General features: G+C 70.1%; 24 protein-coding genes and 1 riboswitch. Of the genes, 12 read left to right on the plus strand and 12 right to left on the minus strand.

Going from position 1 to position 22,859, the window contains the following annotated elements:
- Nucleotides 1-2: 2 nt before the first annotated feature.
- The 10 genes from ZRA01_RS13340 to ZRA01_RS21370 all read left to right on the plus strand — a co-directional run bounded on the left by ZRA01_RS13340 (nucleotide 3) and on the right by ZRA01_RS21370 (nucleotide 8,344).
- Nucleotides 3-920, plus strand: a complete 918-nt coding sequence (locus tag ZRA01_RS13340; RefSeq protein ID WP_141352995.1) for a hydroxymethylglutaryl-CoA lyase — start codon at nucleotides 3-5, stop codon at nucleotides 918-920.
- Nucleotides 921-986: 66 nt separating this feature from the next.
- Entirely contained in the window at nucleotides 987-1,187 is a 201-nt protein-coding gene (locus tag ZRA01_RS13345; RefSeq protein WP_141352997.1) for a DUF1289 domain-containing protein, read from the plus strand.
- Nucleotides 1,184-1,363: a DUF1289 domain-containing protein gene (locus tag ZRA01_RS13350; RefSeq protein WP_141352999.1), complete on the plus strand. Its 180-nt coding sequence runs from the start codon at nucleotides 1,184-1,186 to the stop codon at nucleotides 1,361-1,363. The genes ZRA01_RS13345 and ZRA01_RS13350 overlap by 4 nt, the downstream gene beginning before the upstream one ends.
- Before the next feature lie 10 nt (nucleotides 1,364-1,373).
- Nucleotides 1,374-2,291, plus strand: a complete 918-nt coding sequence (locus ZRA01_RS13355; protein WP_246093672.1) for an MBL fold metallo-hydrolase — start codon at nucleotides 1,374-1,376, stop codon at nucleotides 2,289-2,291.
- A gap of 150 nt (nucleotides 2,292-2,441) precedes the next feature.
- Nucleotides 2,442-3,281 (plus strand): RNase adapter RapZ, encoded by an 840-nt coding sequence (gene rapZ, locus ZRA01_RS13360; RefSeq protein ID WP_141353001.1) that lies wholly within the window; start codon nucleotides 2,442-2,444, stop codon nucleotides 3,279-3,281.
- 14 nt (nucleotides 3,282-3,295) lie between these two features.
- Nucleotides 3,296-3,685: a NusG domain II-containing protein gene (locus ZRA01_RS13365; protein WP_141353033.1), complete on the plus strand. Its 390-nt coding sequence runs from the start codon at nucleotides 3,296-3,298 to the stop codon at nucleotides 3,683-3,685.
- A complete protein-coding gene (locus ZRA01_RS13370; protein WP_174851619.1) occupies nucleotides 3,666-4,193 on the plus strand; it encodes a Gx transporter family protein in 528 nt (175 codons plus the stop codon). The genes ZRA01_RS13365 and ZRA01_RS13370 overlap by 20 nt, the downstream gene beginning before the upstream one ends.
- Nucleotides 4,194-4,232: 39 nt before the next feature.
- Nucleotides 4,233-5,525 carry an MFS transporter gene (locus ZRA01_RS13375; protein ID WP_218028722.1) on the plus strand — a complete coding sequence of 431 codons (1,293 nt, stop codon included), beginning with the start codon at nucleotides 4,233-4,235 and terminating at the stop codon, nucleotides 5,523-5,525.
- A complete protein-coding gene (locus tag ZRA01_RS20865; RefSeq protein WP_218028723.1) occupies nucleotides 5,522-6,847 on the plus strand; it encodes an AMP-binding protein in 1,326 nt (441 codons plus the stop codon). Before ZRA01_RS13375 ends, ZRA01_RS20865 begins: the two co-directional genes overlap by 4 nt.
- Nucleotides 6,848-6,850: 3 nt before the next feature.
- A complete protein-coding gene (locus ZRA01_RS21370; RefSeq protein ID WP_218028724.1) occupies nucleotides 6,851-8,344 on the plus strand; it encodes a 1-acyl-sn-glycerol-3-phosphate acyltransferase in 1,494 nt (497 codons plus the stop codon).
- A gap of 13 nt (nucleotides 8,345-8,357) precedes the next feature.
- On the opposite strand, the gene ZRA01_RS13385 is transcribed toward ZRA01_RS21370, so the two are convergent.
- Nucleotides 8,358-8,843 carry a ribonuclease HI family protein gene (locus tag ZRA01_RS13385; protein ID WP_141353003.1) on the minus strand — a complete coding sequence of 162 codons (486 nt, stop codon included), beginning with the start codon at nucleotides 8,841-8,843 and terminating at the stop codon, nucleotides 8,358-8,360.
- A gap of 360 nt (nucleotides 8,844-9,203) precedes the next feature.
- Here ZRA01_RS13385 and ZRA01_RS13390 point away from each other — a divergent pair, with 360 nt between their 5' ends.
- A complete protein-coding gene (locus ZRA01_RS13390; protein WP_141353005.1) occupies nucleotides 9,204-9,896 on the plus strand; it encodes a PEP-CTERM sorting domain-containing protein in 693 nt (230 codons plus the stop codon).
- A 105-nt stretch (nucleotides 9,897-10,001) separates the two neighbouring features.
- On the opposite strand, the gene metW is transcribed toward ZRA01_RS13390, so the two are convergent.
- The 11 genes from metW to ZRA01_RS13445 all read right to left on the minus strand — a co-directional run bounded on the left by metW (nucleotide 10,002) and on the right by ZRA01_RS13445 (nucleotide 21,466).
- Complete coding sequence (gene metW / locus ZRA01_RS13395; protein ID WP_141353007.1) at nucleotides 10,002-10,595, minus strand: methionine biosynthesis protein MetW; 594 nt, start codon at nucleotides 10,593-10,595, stop codon at nucleotides 10,002-10,004.
- 3 nt (nucleotides 10,596-10,598) lie between these two features.
- On the minus strand, nucleotides 10,599-11,741 hold the full coding sequence (gene metX / locus ZRA01_RS13400; RefSeq protein WP_141353009.1) for a homoserine O-succinyltransferase MetX: 1,143 nt from the start codon (nucleotides 11,739-11,741) through the stop codon (nucleotides 10,599-10,601).
- Between the two features lie 45 nt (nucleotides 11,742-11,786).
- Nucleotides 11,787-11,866: riboswitch (SAM riboswitch) on the minus strand.
- Nucleotides 11,867-11,911: 45 nt separating this feature from the next.
- Entirely contained in the window at nucleotides 11,912-13,633 is a 1,722-nt protein-coding gene (gene ptsP / locus ZRA01_RS13405; RefSeq protein WP_141353011.1) for a phosphoenolpyruvate--protein phosphotransferase, read from the minus strand.
- 114 nt (nucleotides 13,634-13,747) lie between these two features.
- Nucleotides 13,748-14,017 (minus strand): HPr family phosphocarrier protein, encoded by a 270-nt coding sequence (locus ZRA01_RS13410; protein ID WP_141353013.1) that lies wholly within the window; start codon nucleotides 14,015-14,017, stop codon nucleotides 13,748-13,750.
- Between the two features lie 49 nt (nucleotides 14,018-14,066).
- A complete protein-coding gene (locus ZRA01_RS13415) occupies nucleotides 14,067-14,450 on the minus strand; it encodes a PTS sugar transporter subunit IIA (RefSeq protein WP_141353015.1) in 384 nt (127 codons plus the stop codon).
- Between the two features lie 53 nt (nucleotides 14,451-14,503).
- Complete coding sequence (locus ZRA01_RS13420) at nucleotides 14,504-16,123, minus strand: sulfatase-like hydrolase/transferase (protein WP_141353017.1); 1,620 nt, start codon at nucleotides 16,121-16,123, stop codon at nucleotides 14,504-14,506.
- Nucleotides 16,120-16,689: a class I SAM-dependent methyltransferase gene (locus ZRA01_RS13425; RefSeq protein WP_141353019.1), complete on the minus strand. Its 570-nt coding sequence runs from the start codon at nucleotides 16,687-16,689 to the stop codon at nucleotides 16,120-16,122. The genes ZRA01_RS13420 and ZRA01_RS13425 overlap by 4 nt, the downstream gene beginning before the upstream one ends.
- A 58-nt stretch (nucleotides 16,690-16,747) precedes the next feature.
- Complete coding sequence (locus tag ZRA01_RS13430) at nucleotides 16,748-17,821, minus strand: FAD:protein FMN transferase (protein ID WP_246093674.1); 1,074 nt, start codon at nucleotides 17,819-17,821, stop codon at nucleotides 16,748-16,750.
- The gene (gshB, locus tag ZRA01_RS13435; protein ID WP_174851620.1) at nucleotides 17,812-18,753 is read right to left on the minus strand and encodes a glutathione synthase; all 942 of its coding nucleotides are present in this window, start codon (nucleotides 18,751-18,753) and stop codon (nucleotides 17,812-17,814) included. Before gshB ends, ZRA01_RS13430 begins: the two co-directional genes overlap by 10 nt.
- Nucleotides 18,754-18,767: 14 nt before the next feature.
- Complete coding sequence (gene gshA / locus ZRA01_RS13440) at nucleotides 18,768-20,060, minus strand: glutamate--cysteine ligase (protein WP_141353021.1); 1,293 nt, start codon at nucleotides 20,058-20,060, stop codon at nucleotides 18,768-18,770.
- Between the two features lie 164 nt (nucleotides 20,061-20,224).
- Complete coding sequence (locus ZRA01_RS13445; RefSeq protein ID WP_141353023.1) at nucleotides 20,225-21,466, minus strand: Eco57I restriction-modification methylase domain-containing protein; 1,242 nt, start codon at nucleotides 21,464-21,466, stop codon at nucleotides 20,225-20,227.
- A gap of 258 nt (nucleotides 21,467-21,724) precedes the next feature.
- On the opposite strand from ZRA01_RS13445, the gene ZRA01_RS13450 reads away from it, so the two are divergent.
- On the plus strand, nucleotides 21,725-22,621 hold the full coding sequence (locus tag ZRA01_RS13450; RefSeq protein WP_141353025.1) for a GNAT family N-acetyltransferase: 897 nt from the start codon (nucleotides 21,725-21,727) through the stop codon (nucleotides 22,619-22,621).
- The last annotated feature ends 238 nt before the right edge of the window (nucleotides 22,622-22,859 follow it).

Consider the following 22,859-nt stretch of genomic DNA (forward strand, 5'->3'; position numbering starts at 1 on the left):
CCATGAACCTACCCACCCGAGTCCGCATCGTCGAGATGGGGCCCCGCGACGGGCTGCAGAACGAGAAGCAGATCGTCAGCACCGAGATCAAGGTCGAGCTCATCGCCCGCCTGGGCGCGGCTGGCCTTTCGGCCATCGAGGCGGCTTCCTTCGTGTCGCCGCGCTGGGTGCCCCAGATGGGCGACGCCGCCGACGTGATGGCGCGCATCGAACGCCTGCCGGGCGTCAGCTACCCGGTGCTCACCCCCAACCTGCAGGGCTTCGAGGCTGCACTGGCCGCCGGCGCCACCGAGGTGGCGGTGTTCGGCGCGGCCTCCGAATCCTTCAGCCGCAAGAACATCAACTGCTCCATCGCCGAATCCCTGGTCCGCTTCGAGCCGGTGATGGCGGCGGCCCAGGCGGCGGGCATCCGGGTACGCGGCTATGTCTCCTGCGTGCTGGGTTGCCCCTACGAGGGCGAGATCAGCCCCGAGGCGGTGGCCGGCGTGGCCGCCACCCTCTTCGAGATGGGCTGCTACGAGGTGAGCCTGGGCGACACCATCGGCGCCGGCACACCGGGCAAGACGCGCCGCATGCTCGACGCGGTGGCGCGCCGGGTGCCGGTGGACAAGCTCGCCGGCCACTACCACGACACCTACGGCCAGGCGGTGGCCAACGTGTATGCCTCGCTGGAGGCCGGCGTGGCCTGTTTCGACAGCGCCGTGGCCGGCCTCGGTGGCTGCCCCTATGCGCCGGGCGCCTCCGGCAACGTCGCCACCGAGGACGTGGTATACATGCTCGACGGCCTCGGCATCGAAACCGGCATCTCGCTGGACGCGCTCGTCGACACCGCCGGCTGGATCAGCGAGCGGCTCGGCCGCCCGCCGGCCTCCAAGGTGGCCCGGGCCGTGCTGGCCAAGCGCGCCAAGGCCTGCCACTGAACCCATCACCCAACCCACGACGACCCGCCGCCCATGAGCGGCGGGCATCCACCCCCAGAGCGTTTCATGAGTGTCCCTTCCCCCTGCATCAACCTTTGCCGCATGAGCCCGCAGAGCGGCTTTTGCGAAGGCTGCCTGCGCAGCATCGCCGAGATCACCGAATGGGGCCGCGCCGACGACAGCCGCAAGCGCGCGATCCTGCACGAAGTGGCCCGCCGCAAGGCCGCCGCTGCAGCCGCCAGCGCCGACCCGCGGAGCCCGTCATGAGCCAGGACAGCCCCTGCATCGGCATCTGCGAGATCGACGAGTCGGGCTACTGCATCGGCTGCGGCCGCAGCGCCGACGAGATCTTCGGCGAGACGGATTCCGCGTCGGCCGGCGAGGAGGCTGCCGTCGAGGTGGTCGCGCCGGTCGTCGGCACCCCCGCCGACGCCTCCAGCTGAGCGGCCCGGCGTGACGCGCGTCCATCTGCCGCCCTCCATCCAGGTGCTGGAGCGGGGCTGGCTGTCGGCCAACAACGTGCTGCTCTTCGACGGCGGCACGGCAAGCCTCATCGACAGCGGCTATGTCAGCCACGCCGGGCAGACCGTGGCGCTGCTGCGGGAGGCCCTGGCCGGGCGGCGGCTGGCCCGCCTCCTCAACACCCATTCGCACTCCGACCACATCGGCGGCAACGCGGCCGTCCAGCGGGCCTTCGGCTGCACCATCGGGGTGCCCGCCGGCATCGCGCCGGCCGTCGCTGCCTGGGACGAGGCGGCGCTGCTGCTCAGCGTGGCGGACCAGCGCGGCGAGCGCTTCAAGGCCGATCACCACTTAGCTGCCGGCGAGTGCCTGCAGATGGGCGGCTTCGAATGGCAGGCGCTGGCGGCGCCCGGCCACGACATGGACGCCCTGGTCTTCCACGCCCCCGACGCCCGCGGGCTGATCTCGGGGGATGCCCTGTGGCGCAACGGCTTCGGCATCCTGTTCGCCGAGGTGATCGGCGAGGGCGGTGGCCTGGAGGCCGCCCGAGCCACCCTCGAGGCCCTCGCACGGCTGTCGGTGGATTGGGTCATCCCCGGCCATGGGGCGCCCTTTGTCGAGGTGGACGAGGCCTTCGAGGCGGCCTTCGCGCGCTTGCGCTATCTCGAGGAGGACGGCGCCCGCATCGCCCGCAACGCGATCCGCGCCTGCGTCACCTTCTGGCTGCTCGAGCGCCGGCGCGTGGCCCTCGACGACCTGCCGGCCCACCTGGCGAGCGTGCCCCTCTACCGGGAGGCCAACCGGCGCTTCCTTGGTCTGAGCCCGGAGGCCCTGGCCGGCTGGCTGGCCGATGAACTGCTGCGTTCCGGCCGGGTCCGACGTGAGGGTGGTTTTCTTGAAATCACTTAAAATCACATTTATGTGAGTTTTTGTGGCCGTTTTGGGTGGCGCGGGTGCCCATTTTGTTTATTCTGTTGCTGCGTTGCGTGCATTTTTGTCGCAAACGCCTGACAGACTGGCACCTTCAGATCGGTCGTCTTCCCCGGAAACAGCATCGTCATGCAACTCGTCATCATCAGCGGCCTGTCCGGCTCCGGCAAGAGCGTCGCGCTCAATGTCATGGAGGATTGCGGGCATTACGTGGTCGACAACCTGCCGTCGGCCCTCCTGCCCCAGCTCGTCACCCACCTGCGCGGGGCCGGCTACCAGCGCATCGCGGTGGCCATCGACGTGCGTTCGGGCAGCGGCATCGCGGCGCTCCCGCGCCAGCTTGAAACCCTGCGCAGCATGGTGCGCGACGTGCGCTTCCTGTTCCTCGACGCCCGCGACGACACGCTCATCGCGCGCTTCTCGGAAACCCGCCGCAAGCACCCGCTGGGCGACGACAGCCTGACCCTCGGCGAGGCCATCGCCCGCGAGCGCGAGGCCCTCGCGCTGGTGGCCGAGCTGGGCCACCGCATCGACACCAGCGACCTGTCGGCCAACACCCTGCGCAACTGGGTGAAGAGCTTCATGAACCTCGAGGCCGGCAGCCAGATCACGCTGCTGTTCGAGTCCTTCGGCTTCAAGTACGGCATTCCGGTGGATGCCGACCTGGTCTTCGACGTGCGCTGCCTGCCCAACCCCCACTACGACCCGGTGTTGCGGCCGCTTACCGGGCGCGACCAGCCGGTCATCGATTTCCTTGAGCGGGTGCCCGAGGTGGGCCGGATGGTCGGCGACATCTACGCCTTCGTCGCCTCCTGGCTGCCGTCCTACGTCAACGACAACCGCAGCTACCTCACGGTGGCCATCGGCTGCACCGGCGGCCAGCACCGCTCGGTGTACATCGCCGAACAGCTGGCCGAACGTCTCCGCGATTCCGCCCGCGTTCTGGTGCGGCACCGCTCCTTCAAGTGAGCCGGGGGCCGGCCCTGCGCGCCTGGCTGGCAGCCTGGGCGCGCCATCTGAGGGCCGGCGACCTGCTGGTGCTGGGCTTGGCGGTGGGGGTGTGCGTCGCCTCGGCGCTGGCCCTGTGGCAGGGCGGGCGGCCCGACAAGGCCGTCATACGGGCCGGTGGCAAGGTCTTTCTGGAGGTTGATCTCACTGCGCCGCGCCTCGTCGAGGTGCCGGGGCCGCTGGGCAGCACCCGCATCGAGATCCAGCCCGGCCGGGCCCGGGTGGCGGCCGACCCTGGGCCGCGCCAGTATTGCGTGCGCCAGGGCTGGCTGGCGACGGCTGGTGCGGTGGCCATCTGCGCGCCCAATCAGGTCAGCCTCGCGCTGGCCGGGCGGAACGCCGCGTATGACTCCCTCAGCTACTGAAATCGAACTCCGCCCCAGCGCCGACGACCACCGGGTCGCGCGGCACGCGGCGGCGGCCATCGTGCTGACGGTGGCCGAGGCGGCCATCCCGCTCCCGCTGCCGGGGGTCAAGCCGGGCCTCGCCAACATCGTCACCCTCGTCGTGCTGGCCCGCTGGGGCTGGCGCGAGGCGGTTTGGGTGGCGCTGCTGCGGGTGATCGTCGGCAGCCTGGTGCTGGGGCAGTTCCTGGCGCCGGGCTTCTTTCTGAGCCTGGCTGGCGGGCTGGCCAGCCTGGTGGCGCTGGGCGTTGCCGTGCACCTGCCGAGGCGCGTTTTCGGCCCGGTGAGCCACAGCGTGCTGGCGGCCTTCGCCCACTTCGCGGGGCAGCTGGTGGTGGCGCGCATCTGGCTGGTGCCCCATGATGGGGTGTTCTATCTGGTGCCGGTGTTCGCGCTGGCGGCGACCGTCTTCGGGCTGGTCAACGGGTTGGTGGCGGCGCGGCTGATGGAAGACGACGGCGCTGCGTAGCCCGCCCGGCGGCAGCTTTGCGCCATGAATGGGTCTGTCATGAACAAGATTGAAACGCTGCCGGGTTTGCGGCCGGGCGTCGCGCGCCGGGAGGTGTGGGCGTGGGCCATGTACGACTTCGCCAACTCCGGCTACACCACGGTGGTGATCACGGCGATCTTCAACGCCTATTTTGTGGCGGTGATCGCCGGGGGCGCGGCCTGGGGCACCTTTGCCTGGACGGCGGCGCTGGCGGTGTCCTATGCGGCCATCCTGCTCACCGCGCCCTTTGTGGGCGCCTGGGCCGACACCCATGGCGCGAAGAAGCGGCTGCTGGCGCTCACTACCGCAGGTTGCGTGCTCGGCACCGCCGGCCTGGCGCTGGCCGGGCCCGGCGCCATTGGCGTGGCGATCGGCTTTCTGGTGCTGTCCAACTACTGCTTCGGCACCGGCGAGAACCTGATCGCCGCCTTCCTGCCCGAGCTCGCCGACGACGACAGCCTCGGCAAGGTCTCGGGCTGGGGCTGGAGCCTGGGTTATCTGGGCGGCCTGACCAGCCTCGGGGCGTGCCTCGCCTACATCGCCTGGGCGGAGCCGCAGGGCCACGCCGCCGCGGATTATGTGCCGGTGACGATGTTGATCACCGCGCTGCTGTTTGCGGTGGCCTCGGTGCCGACCTTTCTGCTGCTGCGCGAACGCAAGACCGCCCGTGCCACGGCGCCCATCCCGGTGTGGGCGCGGGTGGCGGGCACCCTGCGCCAGCTTCGCGGCAGCGGCCCCTACCGCGACATGCGCCGCTTCATGGTGTGCGTGGTTTTTTACCAGGCCGGCATCCAGGCGGTGATCGCGCTGGCGGCCATCTACGCGGTCGAGGCGATGGGTTTCACGACCAGGGAGACCATAGGCCTGATCTTCGTGGTCAACATCACCGCCGCTCTCGGCGCCTTCGGCTTCGGTTACTGGCAGGACCGCATCGGCCATCGGCGGGCAATCGCCTTCACGCTGGCCGGCTGGATCGTGATGATCCTGCTGGCCTGGGCGGCGACGCGCCCGCCCTTGTTCTGGCTCGCCGCCAATATCGCCGGCCTGTGCCTGGGCGCCAGCCAGTCGGCCAGCCGGGCGCTGGTGGGCTACCTGGCGCCGCCGGACCGCCATGGCGAGTTCTTCGGGCTGTGGGGGCTGGCGGTCAAGCTGTCGTCCATCCTCGGCCCGCTCACCTATGGCGCGGTCACCTGGCTCAGCGGCGGCGACCATCGCCTCGCCATCCTCATCACCGGCAGCTACTTCGTGGTCGGGCTCGTCATCCTCGCCGGCGTGGATGCCGAGCGCGGGCACCGGAGCGCACAGGCATGAACGGCACCACGGCGGACACCCTGCTCGCCGTGGTGCGGGTGACCCACGCCGAGCTGCATCGCCAGTCGACCCCCGCGGCGGTCGAGATCACCCTCGACAGCCGGCTCGAAGGCGACCTCGGCTTCGATAGCCTGGCCCGGGTCGAGCTGCTGCTGCGCATCGAGCGCGCCTTTGGCGTCGCGCTGCCGGAGGCCACGCTGCAGCACGCCGAGACGCTGCGCGACCTGCTGGCGGCGGTTGCCGCAGCGCCCGCGCGCGCGGCGCCAGCCGGCGCCATGGCCGCGGTCGTGACGCAGATCGCCGCCGCCGCTGGCGATGCCGCCACCCCGACTACCGCCGCGACCCTGCTCGAAGTGCTCGACTGGCATGTGCAGGCCCACGGCGAGCGCACCCAGATCGTGCTGCTCACCGAGGGCGACGGCGAGGAGCGGCTCGACTACACGCACCTGCGGGCCGGTGCGGTGGCCGTGGCGGCGGGGCTCTGCGCCAGCGGCCTGCAGCCGCGGCAGACGGTGGCGATCATGCTGCCAACCTCGCTCGAGTATTTCTTTGCCTACTTCGGCGTTCTTCTTGCTGGCGGCATCCCGGTGCCGATCTACCCACCGGCGCGGCCTGCGCAGATCGAGGAGCACGTGCGCCGCCACACCGGCATCCTCGAGAATGCCGAGGCGAGCATCCTCGTCACCGTGCCGCAGGCGATGACGGTGGCGCGCCTGCTCGAAGCCGGCGTGCCCGGCCTGCGCCGGGTCGTCACCGTGGCCGGGCTCACGCAAGGCGTCGCCCGGGCGGCCCCGCTGCGGCCGGCGCGGGGCGACGACATCGCCTTCATCCAGTACACCTCGGGCAGCACCGGCAACCCCAAGGGCGTGGTGCTGACCCACGCCAACCTGCTGGCCAACATCCGCGCCATTGGCACCGCCATCCGCGTGCAGCCCGACGATGTGTTCGTCAGCTGGCTGCCGCTCTATCACGATATGGGCCTGATCAGCGCCTGGCTGGTCAGCCTGTATTTCGGCAAGCCGCTGGTGGTGATGTCGCCGCTCGCCTTTCTGGCGCGGCCGGAGCGCTGGCTGTGGGCGATCCACCGCTACCGCGGCACCCTCAGCGCCGCGCCCAATTTCGCCTTCGAGCTGTGCCTCAAGCGGCTTGCCGAGGCGCAGCCCGAGGGCCTCGACCTCTCTTCGTTGCGGCTTCTGGCCTGCGGCGCCGAGCCGGTCAACCCCGACACCCTGGCGCGCTTCGCCGCCCGCCTTGCCGCCAGCGGCCTGCGCCCGGAAGCCCTGGCCCCGGTGTACGGGTTGGCGGAGGCGACGGTGGGCTAGCTGGTGCCGCCCCTCGGGCGCCGGCCGAGGGTCGACCGCATCGACCGCGACCGCTTCGTGAAGACCCGCGAGGCCCGCCCCGCTGCGCCCGGAGACGGGCACGCGCTGGCCTTCGTCTCCTGCGGCCGGCCCTTGCCCGGCCATCAGGTGCGCATCGTCGATGAAACCGGGCTGGAGCTTGGCGAGCGGGTCGAGGGCCGGCTGGAGTTCAAGGGGCCGTCGGCGACCGCGGGCTATCACCGCAATCCGGAGCAGACCCGCCGGCTCTTCCATGGCGACTGGCTGGACAGCGGCGACCGCGCCTACAGCGTCGAGGGCGAGGTTTTCGTCACTGGCCGCGTCAAGGACATCATCATCCGCGCGGGGCGCAACATCTACCCCCACGAGCTGGAGCTGGCCGTGGGCGAACTGCCCGGCGTGCGCAAGGGCTGCGTCGCGGTCTTCGGCAGCCTTGATCCGGCGGCGGGCACCGAGCGCCTGGTGGTGCTCGCCGAGACCCAGGCTACCGACCCGGTACAGCGCGCGGCGCTGCAGGCCGACATCGCCCGGCTGGCGCTGGAGGTGCTGGGCGAGGCGGCCGACGAGGTGGTGCTGGCGCCACCCCACACGGTGCTCAAGACGTCCAGTGGCAAGGTGCGCCGCTCGGCCTGCCGTGAGCGCTATGAGGCCGGGCTGATCGGCACCCGTCCGCCCGCCGCCGGGTGGCAGATCGCGCGGCTCGCGTTGGCTGCGGCTGCTGCGCGGGCCCGCCGCGGGCGGGTGCTGGCCGGTGAAGTCACCCACGCCATCCGCGTCGGGGTGTTGTGTGCGCTGATCGCCCCGCTGACCTGGCTGGTGACGGCGGCGCTGCCCCGGCCGAGCTGGGCCTGGGCGGTCGGCCGCTTGGCGGCGCGGGTGTTCCTGCGCCTCTGTGGCACGCCAGTTAGCGTGGAGGGCGTGGCCAATTTGCCGCCGCCCGGGCAGGTCCATGTACTGGTCGCCAATCACGCTAGCTACGTCGACGGCATCGTGCTGGCCGCCGCGCTGCCCCGGCATGTGAGTTTCGTTGCCAAGCGCGAGCTCGCCGGGCAATTTATTCCGCGGGTCTATCTGCGGCGGCTGGGCGTGGAGTTCGTCGAGCGCTTCGACGTGAAGCAGGGCGCCGCGGATGCAGACCGGCTGGCGGCGGCGGTGGCCAGCGGGCGCTCGCTGGCGGTTTTCCCGGAGGGCACCTTCACGCGCATTCCTGGCCTGCGGCCGTTTCACTTGGGCGCCTTCGCCGCCGCCGCCCGGGCCCGTGTGCCGGTGGTGCCGGTGGCGATCCGCGGCAGCCGAGGATGGTTGCGCGCCGACCAGTGGTTTCCGCGCCGCAGCCGGCTGGAGGTGTTCATCGGCACGCCGATTCCGCCGTCTGAGGACGCCGTCGATGAGTTCAGTGCGGCGGTCCGCCTGCGCGACGCGGCGCGGGCCGAGATCCTGCAGCGTTGCGGCGAGCCGGCGGTCGTCTCCGACACCTGAGGCGCGCGGGCTGTTAAGGCCGTTTCCTGCGCCGCTTGATGCCCGGCCACTCGGCGGGTTTGTCGGGCAGGCCGAGGGCGGCGCGGGACAGGCGGTCGGCATCCGGGTTGCGATGGCGCGGCACCCATTCAAGGCGCGCCGAGGCAAAGCCGTCGAGCTGCGCGCGGATAGCGGCGATCAGCACCTTGAGCCGGGCCACCTGGGTCACCGCCTCGCCCCGCAGGTGGCGCACCGCGAAGTCGCTGTCGCCCCGCAGCACCAGGTGCCGCGCGCCGGCCTGCCGGGCCAGCTCGAGGGCCTTGCCGAGGGCGAGCAGCTCGGCCTCGTTGTTGCAGCCGTGGCCCGGCGCCTGGGCCGAGTAGTCCTGGCGCTGCCCGAGAGGCCCCACCAGCACCGCCCCCAGCCCCAGCCGGCCCGGGTTGGGCTGGGCCGAGCCGTCGAACCACAGCTGCCATTCGGCAGGCGGGGTGATTTGCGGGGGAATGGCGGTGGCGGTCATGGTCGCTGCGTGCAGGCTCGGAGTGATGGCCCCGGACTGTACCGCCAGCAGCCGGGGCTGTGGTGCCCGCTGTGCGAGCGGGGATCGTACTTTGTTAAATACCTGCGGGCGGCATGGCAGGGCGTCATGTACTCGCTATGAATCGCGAGGATATTGGATCAATATGGAGTCAGGAGAGATGCGCTAAAAAGGTTCCGAATCGTGGTGATGTTTGCTGCTTACGATCAATATTTCAGTGAAACCGGGGTTGCTGTCAAAGGAGGCTGGCAACCGGCGAATCATCTCCTGGCGCCTGGCGGAGAGGCCCACCCTGCGGCGGGAGTACCGCAAATCCATCATGTGAAAGAAGAGAGGGGACAAATGAAGACAGCTTCTGGTTTTGGCGCAGCCCTGGCCCTGGTGGCCGTGATCGCAGCGGCGCCGGCAGGTGCGGCGGAAGTCCGCATCGCGACCTTGCCCGGGACAGGGTGGCAGGTCACCGACGTGGCGCCCACTGCGGGCTGGACCTCGGTTGGCTACGACACCGCGGGCTGGGTCGAGCCCACCGTTCTCACCGCGCTGGAGGCCAGCCCGGGGGCGCCGTTGCTCTCACCCCCGGCCGGGCAGGAGCGGGCGCATATGGTGTGGATGGGAGGCGCGTCGCCTGGCGGAACGGGAGGGCCGGACCACATCTATCTGCGCAACGAATTCTCCCTTGGCGCCTTTGCGCTGGGCCAGGCCTTGAATTCGCTGGCGCAAATGCAGGTCGACGATGACTTCGCCCTCTACGTGAATGGCAATCTGGTCTATCTGAATGCCGACCAGGGCTTTGCCGACCGGATCTTCACGCTCAGCTTTGGCAATTATCTGCGCGCGGGCGAGCTGAACGTGATTGCCATCGAGGCCGTCGATGGGCAGTGGGGATCTCCGCACGATCGCGGATTGCAGGATGTGCAGTTCGACGCGACCATCTCCTCAGGCGTGGTGACGGTGCCCGAGCCCGCCAGCGCGGGGCTTGCAGCCCTGGGGCTGGCCGGGCTTGCAGGCCTCGGCCGCTTGCGTCGGCGCAGCTGAGGCTAGCTTTCAGCCTTTCGCCCGAGCCGGGCCCGGGGAGCCGCCGGCCTGGCTGCGACCTTCGCCCGGCCGGCGTTCAAGCCGCGGGCACGGCCCCGGCGGTTTTCACCCCTCCGCCCGACCCAGCCGGTAGAGCGCCACGCTGGCCAGAAAATTGGGCTCGTCGACGATCACCTTGTCCTCGTCGAAGGCGAGGCGCTCGTGGATCACGATGCCCTCCTGTTCGCACAGGGCGTCGAAGTCGGCGATGGTGAAGAAGCGCACGTTGGGGGTGTCGTACCACTGGTAGGGCAGGTTCTTGGAGACCGGCATGCGCCCGTTGAGGATGGCCTGGCGGTGGCGCCAGTAGGCGAAGTTGGGGAAGCTGACCACCGCCTCGCGGCCGACCCGCAGCATCTCGGCCAGGATGCCCTGGGTGTTGCGCATGGCCTGCAGCGACAGGCTCATGATGACGTGGTCGAAGAAGCCGTCGTCGAAGCCGGCGAGGCCTTGTTCCATGTCGATCTGGATCACGTTGATGCCGTTGCGGGCGCACGCGACGATGCGCTCGGGGTCGTTCTCGACGCCGTAGCCGCGCACCTGGCGCACCGTGCTGAGGTGGCGCAGCAGGCTGCCGTCGCCGCAGCCGAGGTCGAGCACCCGCTCGCCGGGCTCGATCCAGTTGGCGATCACGTCGTAGTCGTAGCGTTGGTAGCTCATGGCTCAGATCTCGATGTTGTCGATGTAGGCCCGCAGCACCGCGTGGTACTGGGCGTCGTCGAGCAGGAAGGAGTCGTGGCCGGCGGGGCAGTCGATCTCGGCGTAGCTCACCCGGCGGTCGCTGTGCATCAGGGCATACACGATCTCGCGGCTGCGCGACGGGGCGAAGCGCCAGTCGGTGGTGAAGGACACGACCAGATAATCGGCCTTGGCGCGGCCCAACGCGGCCACCAGGTCGCCGTCGTAGTCGAAGGCCGGGTCGTAGTAATCCAGCGCCTTGGTGGTGAGCAGGTAGGTGTTGGCGTCGAAGTAGCCGGCAAATTTGTCGCCCTGGTAGCGCAGGTAGGACTCGATCTCGAACTCCACGTCGTAGCTGAACACCGGCTTGTCGTGGCGCAGGCTGCGGCCGAATTTCTGGTCCATCGAGTCGTCGGACAGGTAGGTGATGTGCCCCACCATGCGTGCCAGCGCGAGGCCGCGGGTGGGCACCACGCCGTGCTCGTAGTAGTGGCCGCCGTGGAACTCGGGGTCTTTCAGGATGGCCTGGCGGGCGACTTCGTTGAAGGCGATGTTCTGGGCGGTGAGCTTGGGCGCCGAGGCGATCACCAGCGCGTGGGCAACGCGGTCGGGGTATTGCAGCGTCCATGACAGCGCCTGCATGCCGCCGAGGCTGCCGCCGACCACCGCCGCGAAGCGCTGGATGCCGAGCCGGTCGGCCAGGCGCGCCTGGGCGTCCACCCAGTCTTCGACGGTGACGAAGGGGAAATCAGCGCCCCACGGCTTGCCGGTGGCCGGGTTGATGCTGTTGGGCCCGGTGCTGCCGTAGCAGCCGCCCAGGTTGTTCACGCCGATGACGAAGAACTTGCGGGTGTCGAGGGGTTTGCCGGGGCCGACCAGGTTGTCCCACCAGCCCTCGGAGTTCTTCTTGCCCGCGTAGGTGCCCGCCACGTGGTGGGAGCCGGACAGCGCGTGGCACACCAGCACCGCGTTGTTGCGCGCGGCGTTGAGGGTGCCGTAGGTTTCATAGACCAGGTCGTAGGCGGGCAGGGTGCCGCCGCTCTTGAGCGCCAGCGGCGCGTCGAAGTGGGCCCGTTGGGGCTCGACCACTCCGACGGATTCGGCGGCGCATTGCGTTTGTGCGTGCATTCGTGTTTCGTCCCAAAAACGAAAAAACCCAGTTGGCGAACGGTCGCGAACTGGGCTGCCGTCGCTTTAGCCGCATTTTTTAAGCGCCCGCAAGCTGAAGGGTTCAAATCGGCGCTGAACCAAAGATTAGCGCGCGGATCGGGCCAAGTCAAACCGGCCCGGCCGCGGCGCTAGAGTTTCTCGACGGCCTCGCGGACCCGGTCGGGCTCGTCGAGCTTGAGCAGGCGCTGCACCTTGGGGCCCAGGTCGGCGGCGTCGGCGCGCAGGATGGACTGCTTGACCTCGAGGATCTGCGCCGGGTGCATGGAAAACTGGCGCAGCCCCATGCCGATCAGGAGGCGCGTGCACTCGGGGTCGCCGGCCATTTCTCCGCACACCGACACCGGGATGCCGGCCTTGGCGCCGGTCTGGATGGTCAGGTGGATCAGCTTGAGCACCGCCGGGTGGAGCGGGTTGTAGAGGTGGGCGACGGCCTCGTTGCCGCGGTCGATGGCGAGGGTGTACTGGATGAGGTCGTTGGTGCCGATCGACAGGAACTGCAGCTTGCGGGTGAAGGCGCCCAGGCACAGCGCCGCGGCGGGCACCTCGATCATGCCGCCGACCTCGACGGCCTCGTCGAACTTGATCTTGCGCTCGCGCAGCTGGGCCTTGGCCTTGTCGAGCAGGACCAGGGTCTGGTCGATCTCGTGGCTGCTCGCCAGCATGGGGATCAGGATCTTCAGCTTGCCGAACTGGCTGGCCCGCAGCAGCGCGCGCAGCTGGGTGAGGAACATCTTGGGCTCGGCCAGGCAGAAGCGGATCGCGCGCAGGCCGAGGGCCGGGTTGTCCTCCTGGCGGGTGGCGCCCTCGAGCTCCTTGTCGGCGCCGATGTCGAGGGTGCGCACGGTGACCGGCTTGCCGGCCATGGTCTTGATGACCGCCTTGTAGGCCTCGAACTGTTCGTCCTCGTTGGGCCAGGTGTCGCGGCTCATGAAGAGGAACTCGGTGCGGAACAGGCCGACGCCGTCGGCTTCGACGGCCTTGGCCTGGACGGCGTCGGGGGGCAGCTCGATGTTGGCGAGGATCTGCACCGCCTCGCCGTCGAGGGTGGCGGCGGGCATCGACTTGAGGCGCTTGAGCCGCGAGCGTTCGAGCTCGACGGAGGCCTTGCGCAGGCGGTATTCCTCGAGCACGCGCTCGTCCGGGTCGACGATCACGACGCCGCGGGTGCCGTCGATGATCACCAGCTCGTCGTCCTTCACCACGTGGCGGATGTGGCGCAGCGCCACCACCGCCGGGATCGACAGGCTGCGGGCGACGATGGCGGTGTGGCCGGTGGGCCCGCCCACGTCGGTGATGAAGCCGGCCACCGCGTGGTCCTTGAAGCCGATGGTGTCGGTGGGCGAGAGATCGTGGGCGACGATGATGGTGCCCAGCCCGTCCTTGCGCTTGGGCGGCAGGTGGCCCGGGTGGCCCAGCAGCACCTTGACGACCCGCTCGACCACCTGCACCACGTCGGCCTTGCGCTCCCGCAGGTAGGCGTCCTCGATGGCCTCGAACTGCTCCACCAGCAGCTCCATCTGCTGCACCAGCGCCCACTCGGCGTTGGCGCGGCGGGTGAGGATGAGGGTCTCGGCAGCTCCGACGAGCATCGGGTCTTCGAGGAACATGATGTGCATGCCCACGAAGGCGTCGACCTCGGAGGGCGCCGTGCCGGCACCGGACGAAGCCTTCAGGCCCGCCAGGTCGGCCTTGACCCGGGCCACCGCGGCCCGCAGCCGGGCGACCTCGGCGTCCACGTGCTTGGGCGCCACGGTGAAGTGGGCGACCTCGAGCAGGGCGTGAGAGACCAGGTGGGCATGGCCGATGGCGATGCCCTGGGAGACGGCGAGACCGTGGACAGTGAAGCTCATGGCTGTATAGGGAGTGGCTAGTGGCTAGTGGGTAGTGGGGAATGGGGGGCAGGGGCCGCGGGCTGGGCGGGTGTCACCCCCCCATTTCCCACTTCCCATTTCCTACCTCCCGCCCTATTCCCCTTCGCCGAACTTGTCGGCGATGAGGGCCTGGAGGGCGGCCATGGCGGCGTCGGCGTCGCTGCCGTCGGTGTCGATGACGATGGTGCTGCCCTTGGCGGCGGCGAGCATCATGACGCCCATGATGCTCTTGGCGTTGACGCGCTTGCCGTTGCGCTCCAGCCACACGTCACAGGCGTAGGCGCTGGCGGTCTGGGTGAGCTTGGCGGAGGCGCGGGCATGCAGGCCCAGTTTGTTGACGATGGGGGCTTCCTGGCGGGGCATGTTGTTCTTTCTGTCGTCCTCGACGTGGCGTCGGTTTTGCGTGTGGGGTTTATTTCATGTGGACGACGCCCTCGCAGGCGCCGGCCACGGCTTTCTTGACGAGCACTTCGATGCTCCGTTCGCGGTAGGTGATCACCCGCAGCAGCATGGGCACATTAACCCCGGTGACGCCCTCGATGCGGCCCGGCTCGAGGAGCTTGGCGGCCGTGTTGGCGGGGGTGGCGCCGAGGATGTCGGTGAGGATCAGCACCCCGCTGCCGCTGTCCACCAGCTCGACCAGGCGCCGGGCGATGGGCAGGGCGTCGAGGGGGTCGTCCTGGCCCGAGATGCCAAGCTGCATGAGCTGGGCCGGGCGGCGGTTCATGACGTGGCTGACACACTGGACGAGCGCTTCGCCGAGGGTGCCATGGGTGATGAGGAGGACGCCGATCATGTAGGGATTCTATCCCAAGGGGCGGGGCCGGCAAGCCGCTGTCGTGATCGGGGTCAGGGTGGCAGATCGCCACAGCGCAGCGGCCCGGCCGGCAGGCCGGCGGTCACGGCGCCCCAGGTCATCGGCTCGGTGGCCGGGGTGAGGCGGCCAGGGGCGCCGAGCAGGGCGAGCCAGGCGCGGGCGAGGTCGTGGTGGGTGATCAGCGCGGTGCCTTGCAGCGCCTCGAGCCGGTGCTGGCGCCCTGATTGCGCGAAGGCCCGGTTCCACAGCACGAGGGCGGGCACCAGGGTGTCCGGCCGGCTGTTGACCGGGCCGGCGTGGAAACGCTTGCCGTTGTGGTCGGAGGGGAGGTTCTCGCCGTGGTCGCTGGTGAACACCAGGTAGGCCGGCGTGGGCAGCCCGTCGAGCATCCGCGCGGCGCGGGCCAGCACCTGGGCGCCGTATTCGGCGGCGCGCTGGTAGCGGAGCTCTTCGAGTTCGCTGGGCGAGGCCGGCGCCGGCTCGGGCTCGAAGAGCCCGCTCGGGTAGCGGTCTTCGTAGAAGAAATGCTGGCCATACAGATGCAGCACGATGGCCAGGCTGGGGCTGCCTTCTTCGCGCCGGATGAAGTTTTCCACGGCTTCGGTGGCCACTTCGTCGTAGCTGTTGGTCTCGGTGGACGAGATCTTCTGGACGAGGTCGTGGCCTGCCTCGGGCATGACCCAGATCTCGTGGTTGTTGATATAGGCCGTCTTGGCGCCGCCGGCCCGGGCCAGCGCCAGCAGGCTGGGGCGGTGGGTGTCGGAGGGAGGCGCCTCGGCGGGGGCCGCGGTGAGGAGCTTGGGCACCGCGATGAAGGTGCCGTTGCCGCCGGCGCAGGCGTCCGGCAGGCGGACGCCGAGCCCGTCGTCCAGGCGCCGCTGGAGCTCCGCCGACCCCGGGCCGCGGCCCGGCTTGAGCAGCGCATCGGCACGCAGCGATTCGCCGATGATGAGGACGGCGACGCCCGCTTCGGTGCGGAAGGCCGGCGCGACGCCCAGGGCCGACCGGACCGGCTGTGCGTCGCGCGCCTGGGCGCCGGGCATCACGAGCTGGTTGAGGCTGGCCTTCATCATCTCGAGGTGGGACAGCCAGGGCACCGAGACCCGCGCCTCGGGGCCGGCGAGGCGGGCGAAGCCGTGGAGGCCCGCGGCGTCCAGCACCGCGGCGGAGGCCGGCAGCAGCAGGACCAGGAACAGCAGCCCCGAGCGCCCATCGGCTTCCCAGCGCTGCCGATGGGCGAGGCGCGCAGCCACGGCGCTCAGCAACAGCGTCGCGCCGGCCGTGAGCGCGAAGCCCGGCGCCCGCAGCACCACCTCGAGGGCGGTCCGGACTTCCTTGTAGGCGCCTGCGGTGACAGATTCCAGGCTGGCGATCGACGGCCCCATGCCGGTGCTGGCGACCGCGCCGACCCAGGCCAGGGTCAGGGGCAGCAGCAGGAGCTGGGCGTAGGCAAATGGGCGCATCCAGCGGCCCGGGGCCGATGCCATCAGCAGGGCGCAGAGCAGCGCCCACGCCGCGGTTTCCCCCGGGCGGGCGAGGCGGCCGCTGGAGATCAGCCAGATCGCCAGCGGGCACAGGGCGGCGGCGAAGAGGGCCAGGCGCGCGCGAAAGGCCTGCTGGCGGTGGGGGGCGGGTGTGCTTTTGGGGCTCATCGGTGATGGTGGGCGAGCACCCACACCGTAGCGGGCGGCAGGTTGCCCAGGACTGTCCGGCGCCGGGTCCATTGCAGCGGGTGGGCGCTGTCGACGGGGAAGGGCAGGCGTCCGAGATAGCTGTATTGAATGAAGCGGAAGGTTCGGCTGTGCCGGCTCAGGCGCAGGATCGCCTGCTCGATCTGCTTGCGGTCGCCCTGCGGGAGGGAGCGGAAGGGCAGGGAGGAGACAACCGAGATGGTGTCGAGTGGCCCCTTGAGCAGGGTGTCGAGCCGCGAGGCACAGACGGGGTGCACCGCCAGCCCGGGAAACCGATGCGCCAGGAGCTGCGCGAGGTGGGGCGAGCGCTCGACGGCCGCGAGGCTGTCGAACTGGGCACGCTGGCCGAACAGCGCCCGGGTGATGGCGCCGGTGCCTGCCCCCAGCTCGATGACGTGGCCGGGACGGGAGGACATGACTTCATCGATGATCGCGTCGCACAGGAACCGGCTGGCGGGGGCGATGGCGCCGATCCGCCGTGGGTCGGCGAGCATCGCACGCCAGAACGGGAGGATGGTGGGCGTCATGGCGTTTCCTTGGGGGCTGCGGGCGACAGTGGCTGCATCGCCATGTTGATGGCATCCGTCAGTCTAGCACGCGGGCCTGGCCCACTCCTTCGCCGTACTGCAGGCGGTCGTGGAGGGCGCGGGTGACCTGGATGCGGCCGTCGGCATCCACCCGCAGGGCGTGGTCGATGCCGAAGCGGCGGGCGTAGTCGCGCCAGGCTTCGCCGCCCAGGTAAACCGGCTTGCTGGCGGCGTCCGACAGGGTGCCGGCGCCGGGGCGCGGGGTGATCAGCACGGTGACGGCCTGGGTGCCGCGGGCGGGGCGGCCGCTGCGCGGGTCGAGGAGGTGGCAGTAGCGCTCGCCGTCCATCTCGAAGAAGCGCTGGTAGTCGCCCGAGGTGCCGATCGCCTCGCCGTCGCGCAGCGGCAGGCTGGCCAGGGGGCGCGGTTCCCGCGGGTGCTGGATGCCGACCCGCCAGGGCGCCTCGCCCTTGCTGCCCAGCGCCAGCACGTTGCCGCCGATGTTGATGAGGGCGTTGTTTACGCCGCGGGCCTTGAGGATGGCGGCGGCGCGGTCGAGCGCGTAGCCCTTGCCGTAGCCACCCAGGTCGAGCTGTACGGCGGGGTTGCGGCTGGTCACGGTGTTGCCGCTGATGCTGAGGTCGGCCATCTGCGGGCGGGTGGCGACGATGGCCGCCAGCCGCACCGGGTCGGGCCGGTGGGGCGTGAAGGTGTCGGTGTGGAAGCCCCACAGGGCGATCAGCTGGCCGAGGGTCGGGTTGAACAGCTCATCGCCGGTGGCGGCGAGCTGCTTGGCGTCGGCGAGCATCGCGGCGAGCTCGGGCGAGACCGGGATGCCCTGCCTGCCGGCGGCGATGGCGTCGTTGAGGGCGGTGAGCTCGGACGGCTCCCAGGCGTGGTAAGCCCGGTGCAGGCGGTCGAACTCGCGCAGCACCTCGGCCATCGCGCTCTCGGCCTTGGCGTCGGAGGCGTCCCAGGTGAGCAGCTCGACCCGGGTGCCGAACACGTAGGACTCCTGCTGGTGCAGGCGCTCGCGGGCGCAGCCGGCGAGCAGCAGCGTGGCAAGGGCAATCAGGGCCAGGAGCCGGGCGCCGGCAGCCCGCAGGCCGCCGGCCGGGTGGGTCAGGCGCACACATCTTCCAGGGTGTCGATGACCGCGCCGGGTACGTCGAAGCCGGTCTGGTCGGTGATCTCGACCATGCAGGTGGGGCTGGTGACGTTGATCTCGGTGAGCCGCTCGCCGATCAGGTCGAGGCCGACGATGAGCAGCCCGCGCTGCCACAGGATAGGTGCCAGGTGTTCGGCGATCGCCCGCTCGCCGTCGGTGAGCGGCATCGCCACGCCGCGGCCGCCGGCGGCGAGGTTGCCGCGGGTCTCACCGGCCATCGGGATGCGCGCCAGCGAGTAGGGGATGACCTGCCCGCCGATGATCAGCACCCGCTTGTCGCCAGCGCTGATCGCCGGCAGGTAGGCCTGGGCCATGATGGTCCGGGTCTCGTCCTGGGTGAGGGTCTCGATGATGACGTTGCGGTTGGGGTCGTCGGCCCGCACCCGGAAGATCTGGCTGCCGCCCATGCCGTCGAGGGGCTTCAGGATGGTGTCGCCGTGGGCGTCGATGAAGGCGTTGATGTCGGCCGCCAGGCAGGCCACGCGGGTGGGCGGGGCGAACTGCGGGAACTCGGTGATGGCGAGCTTCTCGGAGTGGTCGCGGATGCCCACCGGGTGGTTGAAGATGCGCGCGCCGGCCTGCATGGCGCGCTCCAGCAGCCAGGTGGCGGTGACGTACTCGAAGTCGAAGGGTGGGTCCTGGCGCATCAGCACCGCGTCGAAGGCGGTGAGGGGCAGGGTCTGCTCGGGGCCGGGGATGTACCAGGCGTGGTCGAAGTCGGAGATCGACAGCGCGTGGCAGCGCGCCGACACGGTGCCGGCCTCCCAGATCAGCGCCTCGCGCTGGATCGCGAAGATCTCGTGGCCGCGGCGGGCGGCGGCCCGCATCATGGCGATGCTCGAATCCTTGTAGGCCTTGAGCTTGTCGAGGGGGTCGAGGATGAAGGCGAATTTCATCGCGGTCTCCCGGCTCAGGCCTCGACGGCCACGGCCGGCGCGGTCTCTTCGATCTCGACCGAGGCGGCCAGCAGGGCCAGGCGGGCCACCACGCCGTAGGCGTAGAAGCGGTTGGGGGCGGCGTCGGGCTCCTGGTTGCAGTCGGGCAGGCTGCACGGGGCCTCGAAGGCCAGCGGCTCGAAGTGCATGCCCGGGGCGTTGAGGTTCTCGTCGCGGCCGCGCTGGGTGTGCACCCGGTAGAAGCCGCCCACCACGTAGTGGTCCATCATGTACACCACCGGCTCGGCGACCGCGCCGTTGAGGGTCTCGAAGGTGTGCACGCCCTCCTGGATGATCACGTCGTGCACCTCGAGGCCCTCCTTGACCACGCTCATCTTGTTGCGCTGCTTGCGGTTGAGGCCGATCAGCTCGGCGGCGTCCTTGACCGTCATGACGCCCATGCCGTAGGTGCCGGCGTCGGCCTTGACGACCACGAAGGGCTCGTCGCTCACGCCGTATTCCTTGTACTTGGCGCGGATGCCGTCGAGCATCGTGGCGACCTTGTCGGCCAGCTCCTGCTCGCCGGTGCGGGCGTGGAAGTCGAGGCCGCTGCAGGTGTCGAAGGCCGGGTTGATGCGCCACGGGTCGATGCCGATCTCGGCGCAGAAGTCTTTGGTTACGCGGTCGTAGGCGGCGGCGTGGATGGACTTGCGGCGGGCGTGCCAGCCGGCGTGCACCGGCGGGATCACCCACTGGTCGTGGAGGTCGTTCAGCAGCGCCGGGATGCCGGCCGACAGGTCGTTGTTGAGCAGCACCGCGCAGGGGTCGAAGCCTTCGACGCCGAGGCGGCCGCCGTGGCGCACCAGCGGCTCGAGGGTGAGGCTGCTGCCGTTGGGCAGCTCGACCACGGTGGGCGCGGTGATGTCGGGCAGCAGGCTGCCGAGGCGCACCTCGAGGCCGGTGAAGCGCAGGATGGACACCAGCTTGGCCACGTTCTGCAGGTAGAACTGGTTGCGGGTGTGGTTCTCGGGCACCAGCAGGATGGAGCGGGCGCCCACGCAGATGCGCTCGACGGCGGCTTGGGCGGCCTGCACGCAGAGGGGCAGGAAGGCGTCGTTGAGGTTGTTGAAGCCGCCGGGGAAGAGGTTCAGGTCGACCGGGGCGAGCTTGAAGCCGGAGTTGCGCAGGTCCGTCGAGCCGTAGAAGGGCGGCATGTGCTCCTGCCACTGGCTGCGCATCCACCGCTCGATGGCAGTGGCGTTGTCGAGGAAGTGTTTTTCGAGCTCCAGCAGGGGGCCGGTGAGCGCGGTGGTGAGATGGGGGACCATGGAAACCTCGCGGACTGTTCTCAGGTGGGCTGGGCGTCAGGTGATCGACGCCGGCAGGGCGGGTCGTGGACCTGCGCGGCCCGTGTTTGTTCGTTTGATCTTACACCATCCGTCCGGCACGCCTCGTTGTGGTGCGCCCTGACGGCCGCTTCGGGAAGGGTGGCTCAGGCCGGCTCGGGCAGGAACTGGCGGAAGCTGTCGGGCAGCGGGGCGTTGGCGAGGCTGCGCTGGCTGAAGATGTAGCGGCCGTCGCAGATGAAGCCCAGGTCGCCCCAGTCGACGGCGTTGAGGGCCTCGCACAGGGCGGGGAGGTCGACATCCGGGCGGTGGGGGAAGACCCCCAGCACGGCCCCGTCGAAGTTGTTGCAGGGGTGGAGGAAGAAGGGCTTCGGCTGGCGCGTCTTGCTGTTTACATAGATGCGCGGCGCGCTGCTGCGCGGCAGGCCGCGGCCCCAGTGCCACCAGTTGGTCTCGTCGAACGGGCGGATGCGGCGGGCGATCAGGCGGTCGTGGTGGGGCAGCAGCGCGGCGGGCGGGGGCTCGCCGGGCTCGCACCAGATCATGCGGCGGGTGAGGCCGCTGCGCACGGTGGACGAGGTGACGAAGTCGAGGTTGCCCGCCGCCTCGCTGGCGTAGATCTCGTCGGCGCCGGACACCGCGCCCACCCGCACGCTCGCCAGCGCCTGCAGGTTGAGCGTGTAGTCGTGGTGGGAGAAGCGCAGCTGGCCGGCGCACTCGGAGAAGCGACGGTACTGCCAGGGCGGGTATTCGAGGGCGTGGGCCAGCTTGTCGGACTGGCTGATGTGGGCCCAGGCGGTGTTGTGGCTGAGGTTGCCGAGCTCGTAGCGCCAGATCAGGCAGTTGGGCAGCGCGTCGGTGAACACCCGGGCGTCGCCCAGCTCGATGGCGTGGGTGATGGTGCCCTGGGCGTGCAGCCAGCGGTTCATGCGGCGGGCGCTGGTGGCCTTCAGGAAATCCCGCGGGGTGATGAAGATCAGCTCGCCGCCCGGCGCCAGGTGGCGCACGCACTTCTCGATGAAGAACAGGTAGAGGTTGCTGCGCTCGTCGAAGCCGTCCTGGCGCAGCAGCTTGCGGGTGGCCGCGCCGATGTCCCGGTAGCGCACGTAGGGCGGGTTGCCGATCACGGTGTCGAACTTCTCGCCCTCCGGGTAGGCGAAGAAGTCGATGTTGAGCGCCCCGGGCGGGCACTGGCGGGGGTCGAGCTCGATGCCCACCGCGTGGTGCAGGTGCTTGAGGAAGGCGCCGTCGCCGCAGGAGGGCTCCAGCACCCGGCCGGTGTTGTGGCGCAGGCGCAACATGCAGCGCACGACGGATTCCGGGGTGAACACCTGGCCGAGGGATTCCAGGGCCGGCGGAGCGGGGGGCGGGGTGAGGGAGGACGGCATCGGCTTCGGGGCAGGGCAGGGGCCCGGCCATTGTGCCGGAAGCGGGCGAGACCGGCCAGCCGCGCCCAAGCTGAGCAGCTTTCGTGGGAATGCTTTGCCAATAATTTAACGCCACGAAAAATAAATCCGGCGGCATGTGGTTGTACGCCGGATGCGTCTGTACTATCCGGCTTTGTTAAAAAGTTGTTCGAGGCTGCGCCCACCGCCCACCCTGGGCTGGCGCGGGTTTCCGGCGACCGAAACTTCCGAAAGTGCAGCATGAATGAGCTTCCCGACCGGGTTTTCCCACTCCCTTTCATCTGGCGCGGCAAGCGCCTGTTCTCCGTCCGCCTGCGTGTGGCCGTGCGCGAGGCGGCGCTGCCCGAGGTGTTGACCGGACAGGCCGCCCAGGCCCTCACCGAGCTGCCGGTGCCGCCCGGGGCCGACGGCCTCTTGCTGCGCTGCGTCGTCGATCCCGGCTGGCGCACCCACACCCTGCGCGACAACAGCGTGGCCTTCGTGCTGAGCCGCGACGTGTGGCATTACCTGGCCTGGACCGGGCGCTATGAGGACTTCCTGGAGGGCCGCTATTCGGCCAAGACCCGCGAGTCCTACGCCCGCGACGAGGCCCGCTTCCTCGAGCACAGCGGGCAGGCCCTCGACCTGCGCGAATACCGTGAGCCGGGGCAGGTGGGCGAGTTCATCAGCCACCTCGCGCAGCTGCGCGGCCGCGGCGCGCTCTTCGGCAGGCCGGTCGAGGCGGCCGAGCTGCTGGCGGCGGCCCAGCGCGGCCAGCTGCGCGCCTTTCTGCTGTTTGCCCACGGCGAGCCGGTGGCCGGCCTGTGCCTCACGGCGGTGGGCGAGGTGCTGCACTACCTGTGCTCGGCCGAGCGCGACGACTTCCGCCCGTGGTCGGCGGGCACCGTGCTGCACCTGCAGGCGATTCGCCGGGTGTTCGGCGAGCCGGGCTTCCATTACATGGATTTCCGCCCCGGCGAGTGCGAGGTGAAGCGCCAGTTCGCCAACGGCGCCCTGCGCGGGGCGGCGGTGCTGAGCCTGCGCCGCACCCTGCGCAACCGCCTGCTGCTGCGCCTTTACGGTTTTTTGCAGGGCAGCGCCCGCAGCCCCGGCGCCCAGCCGGCGGCGCCGGACGAGGTGCGCGAACTGCTTATCTGAGTGCGCTCCATCGGGGCGGGCGGCGGGGGTGTCAGCGTGCGGCGCCCCCGCTGCCCCCCACCCCGGTGAGGCCGGCCGCTAGTTGATCGTTGATGGAGGCCAGGGGCTTGCCGTCGATGGGGCTTGCGTTGGTCAGGGTCTCGGTTCCACTGGTGGGTGGGCACGCCGGGCTGCATTCTGTTCGCTGATGGAGACCAGGTGCTTTCCTTTATTCAGCGTTCCGTCGGCCGGGTCCCGG

This window comes from Zoogloea ramigera (assembly GCF_006539865.1).
In the GTDB taxonomy this organism is placed as follows: domain Bacteria; phylum Pseudomonadota; class Gammaproteobacteria; order Burkholderiales; family Rhodocyclaceae; genus Zoogloea; species Zoogloea ramigera.

Excerpts from the sequence above, each read along its gene's own strand:
- ZRA01_RS13445 (WP_141353023.1), bottom strand. The coding sequence starts at position 21,466 with ATGCCGTCCTCCCTCACCCCGCCCCCCGCTCCGCCGGCCCTGGAATCC.
- metW (WP_141353007.1), bottom strand. The coding sequence starts at position 10,595 with ATGAGCTACCAACGCTACGACTACGACGTGATCGCCAACTGGATCGAG.
- ZRA01_RS13385 (WP_141353003.1), bottom strand. The coding sequence starts at position 8,843 with ATGACCGCCACCGCCATTCCCCCGCAAATCACCCCGCCTGCCGAATGG.
- ZRA01_RS13425 (WP_141353019.1), bottom strand. The coding sequence starts at position 16,689 with ATGACGCCCACCATCCTCCCGTTCTGGCGTGCGATGCTCGCCGACCCA.
- ZRA01_RS20865 (WP_218028723.1), top strand. The coding sequence starts at position 5,522 with ATGAACGGCACCACGGCGGACACCCTGCTCGCCGTGGTGCGGGTGACC.
- ZRA01_RS13345 (WP_141352997.1), top strand. The coding sequence starts at position 987 with ATGAGTGTCCCTTCCCCCTGCATCAACCTTTGCCGCATGAGCCCGCAG.
- rapZ (WP_141353001.1), top strand. The coding sequence starts at position 2,442 with ATGCAACTCGTCATCATCAGCGGCCTGTCCGGCTCCGGCAAGAGCGTC.
- ZRA01_RS13390 (WP_141353005.1), top strand. The coding sequence starts at position 9,204 with ATGAAGACAGCTTCTGGTTTTGGCGCAGCCCTGGCCCTGGTGGCCGTG.
- metX (WP_141353009.1), bottom strand. The coding sequence starts at position 11,741 with ATGCACGCACAAACGCAATGCGCCGCCGAATCCGTCGGAGTGGTCGAG.
- ZRA01_RS13415 (WP_141353015.1), bottom strand. The coding sequence starts at position 14,450 with ATGATCGGCGTCCTCCTCATCACCCATGGCACCCTCGGCGAAGCGCTC.
- ZRA01_RS13340 (WP_141352995.1), top strand. The coding sequence starts at position 3 with ATGAACCTACCCACCCGAGTCCGCATCGTCGAGATGGGGCCCCGCGAC.
- gshA (WP_141353021.1), bottom strand. The coding sequence starts at position 20,060 with ATGGTCCCCCATCTCACCACCGCGCTCACCGGCCCCCTGCTGGAGCTC.
- ZRA01_RS13350 (WP_141352999.1), top strand. The coding sequence starts at position 1,184 with ATGAGCCAGGACAGCCCCTGCATCGGCATCTGCGAGATCGACGAGTCG.
- ZRA01_RS13450 (WP_141353025.1), top strand. The coding sequence starts at position 21,725 with ATGAATGAGCTTCCCGACCGGGTTTTCCCACTCCCTTTCATCTGGCGC.
- ZRA01_RS13420 (WP_141353017.1), bottom strand. The coding sequence starts at position 16,123 with ATGAGCCCCAAAAGCACACCCGCCCCCCACCGCCAGCAGGCCTTTCGC.
- ZRA01_RS13370 (WP_174851619.1), top strand. The coding sequence starts at position 3,666 with ATGACTCCCTCAGCTACTGAAATCGAACTCCGCCCCAGCGCCGACGAC.
- ptsP (WP_141353011.1), bottom strand. The coding sequence starts at position 13,633 with ATGAGCTTCACTGTCCACGGTCTCGCCGTCTCCCAGGGCATCGCCATC.
- gshB (WP_174851620.1), bottom strand. The coding sequence starts at position 18,753 with ATGAAATTCGCCTTCATCCTCGACCCCCTCGACAAGCTCAAGGCCTAC.
- ZRA01_RS13375 (WP_218028722.1), top strand. The coding sequence starts at position 4,233 with ATGAACAAGATTGAAACGCTGCCGGGTTTGCGGCCGGGCGTCGCGCGC.
- ZRA01_RS13410 (WP_141353013.1), bottom strand. The coding sequence starts at position 14,017 with ATGCCCCGCCAGGAAGCCCCCATCGTCAACAAACTGGGCCTGCATGCC.